The 15311-nt window shown below is 63.8% G+C and carries 17 protein-coding genes and 2 pseudogenes; 9 read left to right on the top strand and 10 right to left on the bottom strand.

Annotated features, from left to right (window positions below; translation table 11 throughout):
• Positions 1 to 55: 55 nt before the first annotated feature.
• The 3 genes from MBA17_RS33005 to MBA17_RS32995 all read right to left on the bottom strand — a co-directional run bounded on the left by MBA17_RS33005 (position 56) and on the right by MBA17_RS32995 (position 3223).
• Positions 56 to 1096, bottom strand: a complete 1041-nt coding sequence (locus MBA17_RS33005) for an ABC transporter substrate-binding protein (protein WP_238500953.1) — start codon at positions 1094 to 1096, stop codon at positions 56 to 58.
• Positions 1097 to 1798: 702 nt separating this feature from the next.
• Positions 1799 to 2728, bottom strand: coding sequence for an NADP-dependent oxidoreductase (locus tag MBA17_RS33000; RefSeq protein ID WP_238500952.1), 930 nt, complete (start codon positions 2726 to 2728; stop codon positions 1799 to 1801).
• A 3-nt stretch (positions 2729 to 2731) separates the two neighbouring features.
• A complete protein-coding gene (locus MBA17_RS32995; protein ID WP_238500951.1) occupies positions 2732 to 3223 on the bottom strand; it encodes a luciferase domain-containing protein in 492 nt (163 codons plus the stop codon).
• 67 nt (positions 3224 to 3290) lie between these two features.
• Between MBA17_RS32995 and MBA17_RS32990 the strand changes: the two genes are divergently transcribed.
• The gene (locus MBA17_RS32990; protein WP_238500950.1) at positions 3291 to 3701 is read left to right on the top strand and encodes a winged helix-turn-helix transcriptional regulator; all 411 of its coding nucleotides are present in this window, start codon (positions 3291 to 3293) and stop codon (positions 3699 to 3701) included.
• Positions 3702 to 4132: 431 nt separating this feature from the next.
• On the opposite strand, the gene MBA17_RS32985 is transcribed toward MBA17_RS32990, so the two are convergent.
• From MBA17_RS32985 to MBA17_RS32975, 3 genes are all read right to left on the bottom strand, one after another.
• A complete protein-coding gene (locus MBA17_RS32985; protein ID WP_238500946.1) occupies positions 4133 to 4600 on the bottom strand; it encodes an aldo/keto reductase in 468 nt (155 codons plus the stop codon).
• Positions 4601 to 4850: 250 nt separating this feature from the next.
• A complete protein-coding gene (locus MBA17_RS32980) occupies positions 4851 to 5273 on the bottom strand; it encodes a tyrosine-type recombinase/integrase (RefSeq protein WP_238501153.1) in 423 nt (140 codons plus the stop codon).
• Positions 5274 to 5311: 38 nt separating this feature from the next.
• Positions 5312 to 5677 (bottom strand): hypothetical protein, encoded by a 366-nt coding sequence (locus MBA17_RS32975; RefSeq protein WP_238500935.1) that lies wholly within the window; start codon positions 5675 to 5677, stop codon positions 5312 to 5314.
• A 241-nt stretch (positions 5678 to 5918) separates the two neighbouring features.
• Between MBA17_RS32975 and MBA17_RS32970 the strand changes: the two genes are divergently transcribed.
• The gene (locus MBA17_RS32970; protein WP_238500934.1) at positions 5919 to 6203 is read left to right on the top strand and encodes a hypothetical protein; all 285 of its coding nucleotides are present in this window, start codon (positions 5919 to 5921) and stop codon (positions 6201 to 6203) included.
• Between the two features lie 132 nt (positions 6204 to 6335).
• Complete coding sequence (locus tag MBA17_RS32965; protein ID WP_238500933.1) at positions 6336 to 6938, top strand: hypothetical protein; 603 nt, start codon at positions 6336 to 6338, stop codon at positions 6936 to 6938.
• A 514-nt stretch (positions 6939 to 7452) separates the two neighbouring features.
• Here the strand turns inward: MBA17_RS32965 and MBA17_RS32960 are convergent.
• The 3 genes and pseudogenes from MBA17_RS32960 to MBA17_RS32950 form a co-directional block, all read right to left on the bottom strand.
• Positions 7453 to 7764 (bottom strand): hypothetical protein, encoded by a 312-nt coding sequence (locus MBA17_RS32960; RefSeq protein ID WP_238500930.1) that lies wholly within the window; start codon positions 7762 to 7764, stop codon positions 7453 to 7455.
• A 104-nt stretch (positions 7765 to 7868) separates the two neighbouring features.
• A pseudogene (locus tag MBA17_RS50640) lies at positions 7869 to 7991 on the bottom strand (IS30 family transposase); the annotation flags it as partial.
• Between the two features lie 234 nt (positions 7992 to 8225).
• Complete coding sequence (locus tag MBA17_RS32950) at positions 8226 to 8525, bottom strand: hypothetical protein (RefSeq protein ID WP_238500924.1); 300 nt, start codon at positions 8523 to 8525, stop codon at positions 8226 to 8228.
• 730 nt (positions 8526 to 9255) lie between these two features.
• Between MBA17_RS32950 and MBA17_RS32945 the strand changes: the two genes are divergently transcribed.
• The 6 genes and pseudogenes from MBA17_RS32945 to MBA17_RS32920 all read left to right on the top strand — a co-directional run.
• The gene (locus MBA17_RS32945) at positions 9256 to 9885 is read left to right on the top strand and encodes a hypothetical protein (RefSeq protein ID WP_238500921.1); all 630 of its coding nucleotides are present in this window, start codon (positions 9256 to 9258) and stop codon (positions 9883 to 9885) included.
• A 130-nt stretch (positions 9886 to 10015) separates the two neighbouring features.
• Positions 10016 to 10969, top strand: coding sequence for a hypothetical protein (locus MBA17_RS32940; RefSeq protein ID WP_238500918.1), 954 nt, complete (start codon positions 10016 to 10018; stop codon positions 10967 to 10969).
• A gap of 101 nt (positions 10970 to 11070) precedes the next feature.
• Positions 11071 to 11445: an RHS repeat-associated core domain-containing protein gene (locus tag MBA17_RS32935; protein ID WP_455432906.1), complete on the top strand. Its 375-nt coding sequence runs from the start codon at positions 11071 to 11073 to the stop codon at positions 11443 to 11445.
• Between the two features lie 636 nt (positions 11446 to 12081).
• Positions 12082 to 12468 carry a hypothetical protein gene (locus MBA17_RS32930; RefSeq protein WP_238500914.1) on the top strand — a complete coding sequence of 129 codons (387 nt, stop codon included), beginning with the start codon at positions 12082 to 12084 and terminating at the stop codon, positions 12466 to 12468.
• A 1474-nt stretch (positions 12469 to 13942) separates the two neighbouring features.
• Positions 13943 to 14224, top strand: coding sequence for a winged helix-turn-helix domain-containing protein (locus MBA17_RS32925; protein WP_238500902.1), 282 nt, complete (start codon positions 13943 to 13945; stop codon positions 14222 to 14224).
• A 101-nt stretch (positions 14225 to 14325) separates the two neighbouring features.
• A pseudogene (locus tag MBA17_RS32920) lies at positions 14326 to 14730 on the top strand (adenosine deaminase); the annotation flags it as partial.
• A gap of 3 nt (positions 14731 to 14733) precedes the next feature.
• On the opposite strand, the gene MBA17_RS32915 reads toward MBA17_RS32920, so the two are convergent.
• Entirely contained in the window at positions 14734 to 15177 is a 444-nt protein-coding gene (locus MBA17_RS32915) for a hypothetical protein (protein ID WP_238500900.1), read from the bottom strand.
• Positions 15178 to 15311 lie beyond the last annotated feature (134 nt).

The raw sequence follows: 15311 nt of genomic DNA, 5'->3' as shown, positions 1-15311 counted from the left end.
GCTCCATAGGCACCGTCGAGTCCGACCTCCTGAGTGGGGCGGACCCGACGGGGTCTCAGCGGGAGATCCAGGCCGTCCACTTCTGCGTGGCGGTGTCCAGGTTCTGCGCCCACCAGGACATGTCCCGCAGGAAGCCGGTTCCCTTGTCCTGACCGAGTGGCAGGTATTGCCGTGTCACCTCGTCCGCCGGCAGCTTCGCGTCGGGGTGAATCGGCGCGTAGGCGATGTGCTCGGTCAGCGTGGCCTGAGCCGCGGGAGTAATCGCGTGCGCGATGAACTTCATCGCCTCGGCCTTGTGCGCCGTTCCCTTCGGCACCACGAGCACGTCCCAGAAGAACATCGGCTGGTTCCACACCGGCGCGATCTTCGCGCCGTTGTGCGCAGCCTGGCTCGCTCTGCCCGGCCATGCGAGCACCATGTCGACCTGCCCGGTCTCCATCGCCTGCTGTTGCTCCGCACCGGTGGTGAAGAACTTCAGATCGTTCCTGATGGTGTCGAGCTTGCGGAAGGCCCGCGTGTAGTCGATCGGATAGAGCTTGTCCGTCAGCACGCCGTCGGCGACGAGCGCGATCTCCAGACCGCCCTCCTTCGCGTCGTTCATCATCCCGCGCTTACCGGGAAACTTCTTGGTATCGAAGAAGTCTCGCCAGGACGCGGGCGGGTTCTGGCCGAACTTCTCGGTGTTGTAGACCAAAAGAAAGGCCGACTTCATGTCGGGGATCCCGCATTCCGACACAAGCTTCTTGTCGATCCTCGAGACGTCGACGACGGTCAGGTCGATCTTCTCGACGTACCGCCCGCAGTTGGCGATCGCGTAGAACGGATCGGCCTCGACGATGTCCCAGGTGACGCGGCCGCTGTCGACCATGGTCTTGAGCTTGGCGTAGGTCACCGGCTGGTCCTCGACGACCTTGATGCCGGAGGACGCGGCGAACGGCTTGACGAACGCCTCCCGCTGCGCGGCCTGATAGGCGCCGCCGGTCCCGACGAAGACAACGGATCGATCGGTGGCCGCCGGGCCGGTTCCGCCGCCGCACCCGGCGAGCAGCACGACGGCCGCCAAGAACGTGGTGGCGCATGGAATGGTTTTGATCATGACTGTACTCCGTCGGTGCATGTGCATGGGAGGCGGCCGATCCGCCTAAACCTGCCGTTTCACATGAACAGGCAGGCTGACGAGGTGAACATCAGATGGATTCACCGTGGATCCGGCGGACTCTTTTCACCAGAAAGTGCCAGCGGAATTTGGACTATCTCGAAATGAATCATCTACCTCACCGTCGCCCCGGCTCCGAGATCTTGCCTCGCACGGCTGCCTTCAGCTTTCAGCCCTCCCACATCGGCGGTAGGCGGAGCCTCAGCGACTCAGAGCTTCCGGCATAGCGACACCGCAGGCCGCATCGTGGTAATCGCCTAAGCCAGAGATCGTGCGGCCGAACGGGGGTACCTCCAGGTCCAGTCCGATGGCCCACGCCGACGCGCTCGACCGCTTCCGATAACGCGGCGCCGATCTCCGGGCTGCCGCCCACGCCGCCCTGCCCCGCGCAGGCCCCGCTGATCCGCATCGGAACAGTGGGCGGCAGGCCGCCGGCCCCTCACGCACGCACGCGTGCCGGGCGACGTGGCGTTCCTGCCGCGCGGATCCGCACACGGTCTGGCCGACGAACCGTCCACCCCGTCGGCGACGAACGGTGGTGATTGATGTAGTCCGCGGTGCGGATGCGGTCGACCGCATCCGCACCGTGCTCGCTCAGCATCGCCAAGAAGGCGCGGGCCAGCGCGCCGGTATCGTCCCTCCTCAGATCGTGATGGCGAGCTTGCCGACGGTTCCGCCGGTGAAATCGGCGATGGCCTGGGCGCTGTCGGCGAGGGGGTAAGTGCGGGCACGCGGCACGCGCAGCCGTCCCTCGACGACGTCCGCCGCGAGCCTGGCCAAGGTCGGGGGGCTGGGGTCTGCCATCACGGTCGTGGCCTTGATGTCGCGTTCAGCGGGCTCGTCCGGGGTGAAATGCAGGGTGGAGGCCATGCGCCCGCCTCGGGCGAGCAGTCTGGCTACGGTCGGGCCGTCGCCTGCCAGATGCAGCGCGGCCCGTACTCCGTCAGGCGCTACGGCGCGGACGTGCGTTTCAAGGTCGGTGTGGTCGATGGCCCAGATGGCGCCGAGGCCGGTAACGAAGGCGGCCTGCGCTCCGGGTTCGGCGGTGGCGATCACGGTGGCGCCACGGGCCGCGGCGAGCTGGATCGCGTACGCTCCCACGCCGCCGGTCGCGCCCGAGATGAGAACGGTCTCGCCGGGTTCGGGAGCGATGGCGTCCACCGCGTTGAGCGCGGCGGTCGCGGCCAGGCCGAGTGCACCCGCTCGGGCGTGGTCCAGCCCGTCGGGCGTCCGGGCCAGCCCGTACTGCTCGCTGACCACCACGTACTCGGCGAAGCCGCCCTGGCCGAGGGTCGGCCGCATCACCACGCCGAACACGCGGTCGCCCACGTCCACGCCGGTCACCCCGGCGCCGATGGCGGCGACCTCGCCCGCCAAGTCCTTGCCGAGCACCACCGGGAACTCGTACTCGTACACGCCCTTGAGGAACCCGCCGAGCACCCCGAGGTCGAAGCCGTTGACCGACGAGGCCCGCACCCGAACCAACACCTCCCCGGGATCCGGCTCGGGCCTGGTGAGCTCGGTGAGAACGGGAGTCGCGCCGAAGTCGGGGAACGCCAGTGCACGCATCATCGGTCAGTCCTCCGTCGAAAGCGGTTCAGTGGTCGTCGGTGACGCCTGCTGCCAGGAGATGCGCAGGGCGGCTACGGTGAGGGCCAGTTCGGCCTCGTCGCGGGGGGCATACAGCATCACGATCGTGTCCGGCCACTCCGGGCGCAGGCTGATCGGGTGCGGCTCGGCCCAGCCGGCTTCCACCAGTGGCGTGATGAGCGGCCGCGGCAACGTCAGGTGCAGAAAGCCGACGCGATGGATGTGCCCGAACTCGTCGCGGCTGGGGTGCAGGAACGCCTCCCACGGCCCGGTCGGCCGGCGCAGCCGCAGCGCGAGCGAGGAGGGCTCAGACACGTGGCTCGGCCCGGTGAACACGCCGGGCAGCGCCTGCGCCGCCTCGACCAGTGCGGCCCGGATCTCCGGCGGGGAGAACTGGTCGAGCTGGTCATGCGGGATCTCCCGGCCGGTGGTGGCCGGCCGGGGGCCGGATCGGGGCTGTGGAGCTGTGAGATTCATAGGTACGGCACTTTCTGTATGGTGGTTACTTCTTGTGCGTACCTGGAGTCTGTTCCACAATGCCCATATGGCGGAAGAAGGCACCTTGACCAGCGTTGGGCACACCGATGTTCGCAAGCCGATCGGCGAAGACCACCCGGTCTGCCAGTTACGCGACATCCTCGACCGGGTCGGTGACAAGTGGAGCGTCCTGGTCATGAACCTGCTCGGATCCGGGCCGAAGCGCTACTCCGAACTCCAGCGCTCCATCGACGGCATCTCCCAGCGCATGCTCACCCTGACCCTGCGCAGCCTGGAGCGCGACGGCCTGGTGAACCGCACCGTCACCCCCACCTCGCCGCCCCGCGTCGACTACGCGCTGACCGAGGTCGGCCAGACACTCTCCAGCCAGGTCAGCACTCTCATCCAATGGGCCGACGACCACCGGGAATATGTGGCGAGATCCCGGCACCGCTACGACACCATTCCAGCGAGATGAGAAGCTCCGGCCTCGATTCCTTCAGAGGATCGAGTCCTACCTGTGGTGTTCCATGACATCGGTTACACGATGATGTCGTCCAACGAGAGTTGTTCGGGTCGTGCTGGAAGGGTTGGCACGGTGATCCCATCGAATGTGAGCCGGTAGGTGGCGACGGGCACTCGGCTGCCCGGCGGTCGGTGCCCAAGGGCCGTACGTGCTCCACCACCACGGGCGGCACCTCGCGGGCTTTGGCGAAACGGCCCAGCCGCTGTAGCGTCGGGGGCTGGCGCGGTGGCTTCCTGACGGTAGGACCCGGGGCCTGTCTTCCGCCGGTTTCCCGGACGGGTGTGCCACCCCAGTGACCATGGCCAGGTTCTTCGCTCCGTCTCCAACCCCCGCCACCTCGAACCGGGCATGCGGTTCTCCCGCACCCGGCTCACCGACGACGTTCACCACCGGCATTCGGCCTCACCCGCCAGTCCTTGACTGGCCTGGGCGAGACGACGATTCCATACATGCCGATCAGACCGAATTCGTCGTCGCCGAGCGCTTTTGACCAGGCCTGCTGTGCGCGTCAGCAGGTAATGCAGGACGATCTGGCGTTTGCCGACGGGGATCAGCCGGAGGTACGTGCTGATCGGGTCGCTCGTCCGAAGCTTGCCCATCTCGGCGGCGACGGCCTCGACGATGCGCAGGTTGTGCTGGAAGTTCCCGCCGGTGAAGCGTGGGTTGGTCTTGCGCCAGTCGTCGTCGGCGAAGTCGTCGACGGTGCGGATTTTTCCGGTGAGGAAGCCGTGGCCCAGCGGTGAGTAGGGAACGAAGCCGATGCCCAGCTCACACAGCAGCGGTAGCAGCTCAGCCTCGGGGTCACGGCTCCACAGGGAATATTCGGTTGGCAGCGCGGTGACCGGGTGCACGGCGGATGGTGTCGGGGCCGGCAAGCCAACCGATGGCTGCCTGGCGCGCTCGGCGCCGCTGCGACGGCCTGCGCCAAGTCCAAGGGCCGTACCCGACAAGTCGGGTACGGCCCGCATCCCGGGACCTTCGGCTGCCCGCCGGACAGATCCGCCACCGGGATCCGGGCGGCGGCATGAGAAAAGAGAGAAGCCTCGCCAGAGTTTTCTGGCGAGGCTTCTGCCGTTCTTGACGGCAACGGTGACGGCAACGTCAGCGGACGACGGCTGCGGCGGGCGGTCCGTCTGGGGCGTCGTCGGCCGGGCCAAGGGCGTCGCCCAGGGTTTCGATGGCCTGGCGCTGGAGGCGGAGTCGGACGTGAGCGTAGACGCCGGCGGTGACGCCGATGTGGGCGTGGCCGAGGAGTTCCTTGATGACGACGAGGTCCACACCCTGCTCCAGGAGCAGGGTGGCGGTCGTGTGCCGTAGGTCGTGAAACCGGATGCGGCGAAGTCCTGCGCCGTTGAGGAGTCGGCTGAAGCTACGGGTGAGGTTGGCGGGTTCGAGAGGGCCGCCGGTGAGGGTGGTGAACACGAGGCCGTTGTCCAACCAGTTCCTCCCCGCGGCCCGGCGTGCTTCCTCCTGCTGTTCCCGGTGAGTCTTGAGGGAGTTGACGCATTCGGTGGGGAGGACGATGCGACGTTCGGAGGAGCGGGTCTTGGTGTGCAGGACGGTCAGGCCGCCGGTGCGGGTGCGCTGGAGGGAACGGTGTGGGTGCCGGGCTGGTGCGCCCAGCCGTAACCGACTTCATGCACTACACGCTCGCGCCGCTCCTGCGCGGCTCCTACACCGACCGGGTCGGGGCCGAGTTGCTGACTGCGGCGGCGACGATGACCCAGTTCGCCGGATGGATGGCCTTCGACCTCGGCCATCACGGCCAAGCCCAGCACCACTACGGCCAGGCGCTCAAACTGGCGAAGGCGGCGCACAGCCCGCTCGTGGCCGCTTCGGAGCTGGCCACCCTTGCCCACCAAGCACGTGATCTCAATCAGCCGCGGTGGGCGGTGCGGCTTTCCCAAGCCGCTGTCGATGCCGGGCATGAAGCCAAGGCACCGCCCCGGGTGATGGCGATGCTGCTGCTGCGACAGGCCCACACGCTGGCCGCACAAGCGGCCGACGCCGAGTCAGCCGACCCGCACACCAATCGCCGGGTCAGCACTTTGCTGGCTGAGGCTGACGCATTGTTCGCTGCTGGGCCAAGCGAGGTCAACCCGGCTTGGATCACGGACTTCAGCCAAGCTGAACTCGCGGGGGAAGGCAGCCTGTGCTGGCACGCAATTGGTGATCACCGCCGCAGCCGCGCAACAGGCTCTCGACGGATTCGGAGCGGATCACCCCCGCTCGGTACAGCTCACCCATATCAGCGCGGCCAAGTCACAGCTGGCCATGGGCGAGCTGGAACAGGCACTGGACAGCGCCCGCGCCGCCGCCCGCGGCGCTAAGGAACTCACCTCCACCCGAGCGATCACCTTTGTCCGGGATTTTCACATCCAATTGCAACCCCACCGCGCTAACCGCCTGGTGAAGGAGTTCGACAGGTATCTGGAAACAGAACTGGTCGGCTGATCGCAAAATTCCCTTTAGCCTCCCTGCGATTCCGATTCTTGTTCCATGAATCACCGCCACTTGGATCTAGCGACGCTTCATACGTCAACAGCCCGCCGCTATCAGCAGCCACCATCCTCCAGGAGGGTGCACATGTGGTCGAATAAGGTGGGACGGGGACTGGTCACCGTGGCCGTGGCGGCCCTGGTAGGCGCCGTCATAGCTGCCGTCGCACAGAACGCCAGCGCCCTCCTGCTCCTAATCACCGCTCTTGGCTTGGCCGCGATCGGCGTGGTCTTGCTGATCCCCATCCGGCAAGGGCCGCAGACTGGCGTCAGAGCTGGCACACCATGGCCCACCCGCCAGTTGATTCGTGAAATATGGGAAGCCGTCCACACATTTCCCGATGGATGGCATGCTACCGACCCGCTGACCGGTGCTCAGATCACGATACAGCGCGAGAAATTCACGCTTACCCTCCTCGTGCGGGAGCCGTTCAGCGAGGATCGGGCCATCGAACGTGAAGCCCTCGTCAACCGCTACTTTCTCGGCTTATTGGGTCGTCCGGTCCCGGGGCCGCTGTTTCGCGTTACAGAGCCCGCAGATGACAAGCCACAACCACAGCGCTCCTGGCGGCAGACTCGTCAAGAACTTGCCCTCGCTGAGCAGACCGGCACGGATAACGCGTCAGTTCAGGAACTGGTCGAACTACGCGCTCTTCTCATGCGCGCGATCGAGGCGGCGAGCGACTCCTGACCTTAGCGGCTGCCGGAACCCAGCACGCTCGAGCCATTTAGGGGTCTGAATTGCACCGAGTCTCGTTACGTCCTTCAAACCAGTCGTGTTCTCGGCCGGCCACTTCGACTGAAGCGGCTTGATCGACACTTGGCCGAGCGCCCATCTTCATCAGACGCGGCGACGCGGCATGACCTTCGACCGTGGCCTTCCATTGCGCTTCTCTCGGGTCTGACGTGACGATCGGCGTCTAAACGATCTTCAATGTGTCCAGACTGTGCCCAAGAGCAGCCAGCGAGCAACCAAACAAGATCATCTGCTCGCGCACGCCCCATCTAAACCGAGAACCCGCAGGTCAGATTGGATATGAGGGGTGGGGCGCCAGGGGCTCGAACCCTGAACCTACAGATTGAAAAGATCGCCCTCGGACCGTTCTGGATGGTTCAATGCAGGTCGGAGGGCATGCGCGGTCCATCCTGAACGGCTCTGAACGATCCTGCACTGCAACGGGAAATGCAACTGCTCGGCAGGCCGATCACTCCTCTCCCTTGGAGTTCGTAGGCATGGAGTCGTCCTGAGGGACAGCGCTTCGAAACTTTTCGATCACTGGCCACAGCGGGCTGTCCTTCTGGTTGAAGGTGTCGATATCTATGCGCTGATCTTTGTCGATGATCTTCGCGTTCGACGCGTCCTCCTCGGTCGGCTCAGTGACCGATCGACTCGCCTTCTCCGGACTGCCGCGACTGGCCAGATGGACTCCGACTACGAGAATCAAAGCAATGCCCGAGAAGACCATCAGCCAGTAGCGCCATGCCCGACCAGATCTGGACCGCATTGGGTCTTCCATGATCACATGTCTACACCAATACGCATGGGCAAGTCTGGCGTAGCAGATGGGCCGATCAGGTGGAACTGTTGCGACTGATTCAGCATCCGGGAGTAGTCGGCATCCACCAGCTGGGCCGCCTCACGCGTACTGAAGCCCTGATCCATGAGCCGGAAGTATTCCTCCTGCTCACGGACCAGGGCCCGTCGCCCCTGCGGTTTCCGATCTTTCCGGATCTCGAAGTCCATCGCACCCCTTCAGCTGGGGTGTTGCGACGACCACTAGAACGGAAGTTCCGCCGGCCTGTTCGCTTGGAAAATGTCAGATCAGCCGAATTCGCCGATTCCGGCGTGCCTCTCTCAAGGCACCGGGCTCTTCACGTGTCATGCCTTTATTTCAAGCCGTCCGGGAGTTCCCGGTTACGCGCAGTCGCTCTGGGCCGTGCGGCCTGATTCCTACCGGCACCCCATATACCACGAGCTTTACGCCCAGCTCCAGCCCCTCGAGCTGTAGGTCTTACCAGAAGGACACCTGGCCGTGGAGACGTTGTGCCAGTTGGTGGCCAACTCGCCCCAGTAGGTCGTGGAGCCACACTTCACCCATGCGCGGTAGTTGCGGATGGGCTTCCAGAGGTCGTCGCAGGAAACCTTGTAGTAGGTGTGCGCCTTGTCAGATAGGGCCGAGCACCGCAGTTCAGCGTTGGCGGCGGTGACTGGAAGTGCCGCGGTGATGCCCGCGACCACGAACGAGAGTGCTAGCAGGCGGAGGCCTGTCTTTTGCATGGTGTTCCCTCTCCAGGAGATGAGTCGGGAGGACTCTCGCGACGGCGGTTGGCTGGCTGTTGTCTCCGTGTTGTCCCGCATTGAGTAGGAGCTCAACAACCCAGGGCATACCGTGCCGCATGCGAACCAGGACCAGGACTTCGGTCTTGCTCGCGACGGCCGTCCTCCCGTGGACCAACCCGTTTACGACCGCGTGAATCGCTTCTTACCGACAAAACATTTGGCGCTGCCAGTGCAGGTCAGCGGGTTGTAGGCGGAGCCTGACAGGCCTCGCTTTCGAGCTGATGGTGACGCATCGGATTCTCCGATCAGTTGAACCAGGTCGCGTCAACGTAGCTAGGGCTGCTTTCGACCGGCTTTCGATCGGCTTTGATCGCCGTGTCGACGTCAGGCACTTGATTTTCATAGGGCATCCAACAGATGCGGCAGGCCGAGCTTGGTGGCGCGGATGCGGGTGGTGACCAGCTGCCCGGAAGCTCCCGGCCCGCAACCGCCAAGGCCGCCGCCCGCGCCAGGGCGCCCTTCCGCACCCGGCTGGCCTCTGGGGAGAAACCGGCTCGCAAAAGAATGGCCACCCTCGGCGTGGTCTACGACTCCGAACCCGCACCCCGGCGCCCCCACGATGTGACCGCCGTCCCCGGCGGACGCGGCGGGCAGCCGCCGGCCGCGGCCCAGGCCACGCGCGGCGCGCAAGTGGCTGTGCGGCTCCATCATCACCGACCCCGGTACTGTGATCGCCAAGGTCTTCGACCACGCCGAAGCCCGCGACCCTACCCATGCCCGTCCCTGGGTCGTGCTCGTCGACGGAGCCCGGCACCAGCTCGATCTGATCACCGCCGAAGCCGCCCGCCGCGGCATGGCCGTGCACATCGTCATCGACTTCGTCCATGTGATCGAGAAGTTGTGGGCTGCGGCTTGGAGCCTGCACCCGCCCGCCGCCCCAGCCGCCGAAGACTGGGTCGCCGCCCACGCCCTGGCGCTGCTGGCCGGGCACACCGACCAGGTCATCACCGCGTTGACCGCCCAAGCCACCGCCTTACCCTCCCGGCGCCGCGACAGCATCGACGCCTGCATCCGCTACCTGACCAACAACGCCGAACACCTGCGCTACGACCAAGCGCTTCAGGAGGGATGGCCGATAGCGACCGGCGTGATCGAAGACGCATGCCGCCATCTGATCGCCGACAGATTCGACCTGGCCGGAGCCAGATGGGGCCTGACCGGAGCCGAAGCGGTATTGAAGCTACGCGCCGTGACCGCCAACGGTCATCTCGACGATTACTGGCGCTACCACCTCGCCCGACAACACAACCGTGTCCACCAAACCCGCTACCAGGACGGATACGCCCTTACAGCCTGACCGACAGGCTCGCTTCAGGGGGCCGCACCCCGTTCGGGTTGCACCCACGTCGAATTGCCACCTGAGGCTCCTACGTGTCACGAAAGGTCCATCGAAGGAGGTGTCGGCCCCAGCGGCTAGCATCCCGCAGATGATCAAGAATCTGATACTCCGCGCGGCGGCGGAGGAGTTCGACGCCGAGTACGAACTCGAGCGGCTGGCCGACGAGACCCCGTCAATGCTCACCCCGCACCTGCCGGACCTGCTCGCGGCCGGTGTCCTGCACCCGGCGAAGCTTTACCGCACGGCCGGCGACGACATGCAACGGGCCATCGCCACAATGATCGACGATGGCGCATCGAAACTGAACGCGCTGTTGCTCATCCTGGCGCACACGCGAGGCCCCGTCGCCGAGAACGCGTTCCGCCGCTGGCAGGAACAACTGCCACCCGGGGCCGATGAACTCTGCATCGGCCCGGCCGACTACATGCAGGAAGGAGGCTGGACCCTGGAGAACGGCCGTGCCCGCGAACTGTGCGGGCGAACCGCCTACTCGCTGGAGCCCGATCCTGACAGGACGGTGGAGCCCCCGGCTCAAGGCGCGTGCCCCTGGTGCCGTGCCCCGCTGTGGACGGTTCTTGACATCGACACCGGCGACCGGCGAGTCGCGGAAGCGCTCGCCCACACCGGCTGGTCCGGTCGGCTCAGGATCGTCACCTGCCAGGGATGTTACGCCTACACAACCCTCTACTCCACGGTAAGCCCCGACGGCAGATCCAGTCTCTCCGACCACTCCGCGGAACCCGTCCGCATCATCGACGACCAAAGCCCACCCGCCACCCTCCGCAAGGTGCCGGGAGAACTCCTCACCAACCCCGACATGTCCGCCGGCGGCTGGGACATGACGACCCCGTCCATCGGCGGGCACCCCGAATGGATCGACGACGCGCAGTACCCCACCTGCCCCCTCTGCGCGCGAACCATGGACTACATGGGGCTAGAGGAAGCACAGGACCCAGAAGGCGACCCCATCGCCGAAGGCACCACCTACCTATTCCTCGACGCGTCCTGCGGTCTTGCCGCCACGATCTACCAACAGACCTGACACGCACAAACGCTCCGCCGCCACCCAGAACGCTCGACGGGTGCGGCTCCCTCAGAGAGAGCCGCACCCATCTCGGATAGGCCACATATCCCCGTAGCCCTATCCCCGCGCCGAGGTCGGACAGCCCGATCTGCCGCTACAACGCCAAACGGTGGGACAACTCCACCGGCATGTACGACATGGGGTTCCGCGACTACAACCCCGGCCTCAACCGCTTCCTCACCCTCGACAGATACAACGGCGCCCTCGCCAACCTCGGCCTCGACCCCTGGACCGCCAACCGCTACGCCTTCACCGGCGGCAACCCCATCACCGGCATCGAACTCGACGGCCACGTCCCAGACCATTGCCTGTACGGGTACTGCACCAGCAACCCCACACCCACGCCCAAACCCAGTCCTCAGCCTTCGCCTGAACAGCCGGACCAGCAGCGCTCGAACCCAAACGCCAACCACGTCGCCGACCCCCAGTCCTAAATCCGGCGAAAAACATCAACCAGTACTTCAGGTACTGCGAAGGAATCGACCACGAAAAGTGCAACTGGGGCAAATCTGAAATAGCGGCGCTCTATGATGTGTTCGCTTCCGACTATGTCGAATGCGGAGGCGGAGACGCTGGGGCATGTGGGTGGGCAACGATCGGTTTCATTCCGTTCGGTAAACTCGGAACCCTTGCCAAGAAGCTTCTCAAGGGCGGAGGGAAGGCAGCTGAGGGAGCCCAGTCAAAATTCACGGCCCGGGCGACCTCTTCGGGACTATGTTCAAAGGGTTAACCCCCTTAAGGTTACCATGATGTGGCGATTTATGGGAGTCCAACAGGCTTAGGCGCTCGGCCGGATTCGTGGATGAACGGCACCAACATAGATCACCGAACATTGGCGAACCTAATCAAGAGAGATTCGGAGTACAAAGGCGGTCCTATCAGACTTATCTCCTGTAAGATCGGAGCCTGTAATACATCGGCCGCCCAGAATCTGGCTAACAAAATAGACGTGGAGGTGTTGGCGCCAACCGACATCGTCTGGGTATGGGACAATGGGCGCATGGCTGTCGGACCAGGCGAATTCACTCCATTGGGTACACGGAAGAGCTTCTTTCGAGGCGGGAAATAAAATGAAGAAAGTAGGATATTTTCAGGAGACGGCAAGCGGTTCGTCAGACGATTATCCGAGTCTGCACGAACTAGTGGGAAAACTAGAGGGGGATACATCACTCATCGAGAGATATCTTAATGGGGGAGCTATCCTCGCCGTATCGGGTCAACTCGCGCATGATGTGCTGACTGAGAGCGGCTGTGCCATTGGCCCGGTGGCCACTCTCACAGACGGAGAATGGCTGTGGCCTAGCTATCTCTCCTATTATATATCGAAGTATAAGGTCCAGCTTCCACTAGAGTTCGTCAGCATCATAGAGCGACGGAACGGAAAATGCCCCGAACTCACGGAGAGGCAACTGGAAGCTATACAAATTGGCCTTTCGGAAGATAAGAAACCGCGCTGATTTTGATACGTTCAGGGTGCTCTGATCGTTCCTGTCGGGGGGCAGCCGTTAAAGTCCCCGACATGGCCATCTCCAATGCCGACCCTAGGTATAGGGAGGGAATGGACGAAAGCGGAGATGTAAGCGTCGACGCTTACGAGGCAGCTCGCATGGTGTAGCACTCGACTCGGATGGCGCTACAAACGGCGCGGTTCCCGGGAAGCCGATATAGCGAGCTCACCAGAGATATTGCGCCCCCGGGGAGTCATTTCTCCGGCTGAGGGCTTCCAGAAATGTCTGTGAACTGCTTTTCCTGATGGGGGTCGCCTGCGGGAGGCGTAAGCAGGGTCGGCAGCGGGCCTGTTTCTGGAGTAATCGAGGCCAGCGGTCACGTGAAATCGGTAGCAGCGCTACAGAATTACTTTCCCAAAAGGTTATGATCGAATTCGTTTTCGATCCGAAGACTGGCAGGTTCGCAGTCGGTAATCCTGCGGCACATGAGATACCGGCGACGGCGTTAAGTCCACACCAGCGACTGGCAAAAGCATCAACGCCGACACATCTACGGTCGTTGGTGGCATGTTCCGGCGAGGCTCCAACGGTGAGTTCATCACCGACGAATTAAGTGGACACTACTGGAGGAATCGGAACGACGAAGTCCAGAAGAAGTTTTGTCGAGACCATGCGTAGTTACGGTATCGAAGTAAAAATACGGGATGTAGTAGGATGGCCATCCCGTATCTAGCACGTCGGAGAGGCGCCGATGACTTGGCTTCCCATCCTGCCGATCAACGAGGGTGGATGGTTAGGTGTCCTGGATGACACAACACTATGGGTCGGCGATCGCGAGGTTCCTGGGCGGGAGGTTGACCCCCAATCGCCAATTGGGTTGCTCCCACTTTTAGAGCACCCTTATAGTGTTTTCGAAGATGAGCTCAAGTGGCGAAGTCAAGATCTTGGGCTCAGACAAGAGTGGTTACTGGAACGTCTTCCTCTGGTTGCCATATTTCGCCTTGCCGTCGAGCGACCTAGTACGTACTGGCATCGGTTGGCCTTGCAATGGATTTGTGAAATGCCGCGGTCTTCGGAGCTTGAGGCTTTCCTGGAAGCCGTAGAAAGGTCGAAAGTAGCTTCTCAGGACGTTCGACATAGTGCGCGATCGATTCTTCGTTCCTGGCGACGCACTGCGGAGTAGTGTGCCGATTCCGTAGACGCAGAAACTGCGTAGGAAGTCCTTTCGTCAATGCGCGCTGGGGTGAAGCGCAACGCGCTTCACCGGCGGCAACCCCATCACCGGCATCGAACTCGACGGCCACGTCCAGACCATTGCCTGTACGGGTACTGCACCAGCGAGCGCCCCACACCCACGCAACCCAGTCCCCAGCCTTCGCCTGAACAGCCGGACCAGCAGCGTTCGAACCCAACGCAGCGGTGTACAGCGGCATGCCGCTACCTGCCTGTTTGTGTAGCTCAAGGCCGCTCTAACGTGATCTGCATGGGAGATGACCAGGGCGTTCCACCGTTCGACCCCGAGGGCGCGGTGTACGTCTACGCAGCGATGGCCGACCACATCGCCGTACGCATCGACGCCGGCGAACTCCGCCCAGCCTCGCGTCTACCGGGTGAGCGTGCTCTGGCCCAGGAGTACGGCGTAGCGCTCGGCACCGTACGACGCGCGATGGTGGAACTCCGTGAGCGCGGTCTGATCGTGACGCTGCCCGCCAAAGGAACCTTCATCGGCGAGCGCGGCGGAAAGTCCCCTATGGGGCCATCCTGACGGGGAGCTGCTAGGTGCTAGATGCCAGGTCAACGGCCGGTTTAGGCGCTAGCGCGGGTGCTAGACCTAGCGGTTCGGGGTGCTAGGTCTAGCGGCACTTTGAGCGGCTCGGCCACGGCGTCCGGATCATCGACGACATCGCCTTCTCCTCCGACGGCGAGGCCGAGCTCGGCAGGTTGGCGGCGTACGTCCGCGACCGCCGGATCTCGCTGGAGATGTGCCCGAGCAGCAACCTCCAGACCGGGGCCGCCCCGTCGATCGCCGACCACCCGATCGGCCTGCTCACCAAGCTTCGCTTCCGGGTCACCGTCAACACCGACAACCGCCTGATGAGCGGAACCTCGATGACTCGCGAACTCGCCCTGCTCGCCGAAGCCTTCGGCCTGCCCGGCTTCCGCGGGTTCGCCATCAACGCGATGAACTCCGCCTTCATCCCCTTCGACGAACGCCTGCCCATCATCGGCAACGTCATCAAGTCCTGGTACGCCGACCAGCTGAAAGCCTGAGCGTCAGCGGCCCGGGTGTACGTACTGGTTGTATCGGTACAGGCTGAAGTCGCGACGCTTATAGCCTGATCCGGTGTAGAGCCACACCTCCAGGTAGACGCTCGATATGGCCTTGGAGCCGGTGTAGGTGATGTTTCCAAAGTTGGTGCCGTCGTCGCCGCAGCCGTTGGTGTCCTTCCTCACGGCGCTGGCCCCGGTGGTTCCGTCGGCGTAGTTCCACCAAGCCCGGGCCTGCACCGGCCTGTTGTCGCCGGGACAGAGGTCGCGCACCGTGAAGTTCCGAAAGATGACCTTCTTCCGGTTGACGAAGTCGACGGTCGTCCGGACGAGCGCGCCACCGCCGTCGATCCCGGTGTCCACGCGGACGAGGGCGGAGGACACTCCGTCTCTCGCCTGCGCCGGGCTTGGCACCAGCAGCCCTCCGCTCAATACTGCGATTCCCATCACGGCGCCCAGAATGCGTGTCTTCAACAGTCCTCCAGCAGAGATGTTTCGGTTGGTTTCAACAGCGCCCCGACCTGGGCTTGGTTCACAACCCTGATTGACAGTGAGACCCGGTAGTGGGGAACATGTGACTCCTC

This window comes from Dolomitihabitans soli (assembly GCF_022213955.1).
Lineage (GTDB): Bacteria > Actinomycetota > Actinomycetes > Streptosporangiales > Streptosporangiaceae > Streptosporangium_A > Streptosporangium_A soli.
Note: the sequence above shows the minus strand (reverse complement) of the source record. Positions and strands in the feature narration are given on the sequence as shown.

Excerpts from the sequence above, each read along its gene's own strand:
- MBA17_RS33005 (WP_238500953.1), bottom strand. The coding sequence starts at position 1,096 with ATGATCAAAACCATTCCATGCGCCACCACGTTCTTGGCGGCCGTCGTG.
- MBA17_RS33000 (WP_238500952.1), bottom strand. The coding sequence starts at position 2,728 with ATGATGCGTGCACTGGCGTTCCCCGACTTCGGCGCGACTCCCGTTCTC.
- MBA17_RS32995 (WP_238500951.1), bottom strand. The coding sequence starts at position 3,223 with ATGAATCTCACAGCTCCACAGCCCCGATCCGGCCCCCGGCCGGCCACC.
- MBA17_RS32990 (WP_238500950.1), top strand. The coding sequence starts at position 3,291 with ATGGCGGAAGAAGGCACCTTGACCAGCGTTGGGCACACCGATGTTCGC.
- MBA17_RS32975 (WP_238500935.1), bottom strand. The coding sequence starts at position 5,677 with ATGCCCGGCATCGACAGCGGCTTGGGAAAGCCGCACCGCCCACCGCGG.
- MBA17_RS32965 (WP_238500933.1), top strand. The coding sequence starts at position 6,336 with ATGTGGTCGAATAAGGTGGGACGGGGACTGGTCACCGTGGCCGTGGCG.
- MBA17_RS32960 (WP_238500930.1), bottom strand. The coding sequence starts at position 7,764 with ATGGAAGACCCAATGCGGTCCAGATCTGGTCGGGCATGGCGCTACTGG.
- MBA17_RS32950 (WP_238500924.1), bottom strand. The coding sequence starts at position 8,525 with ATGCAAAAGACAGGCCTCCGCCTGCTAGCACTCTCGTTCGTGGTCGCG.
- MBA17_RS32940 (WP_238500918.1), top strand. The coding sequence starts at position 10,016 with ATGATCAAGAATCTGATACTCCGCGCGGCGGCGGAGGAGTTCGACGCC.
- MBA17_RS32930 (WP_238500914.1), top strand. The coding sequence starts at position 12,082 with ATGAAGAAAGTAGGATATTTTCAGGAGACGGCAAGCGGTTCGTCAGAC.
- MBA17_RS32925 (WP_238500902.1), top strand. The coding sequence starts at position 13,943 with ATGGGAGATGACCAGGGCGTTCCACCGTTCGACCCCGAGGGCGCGGTG.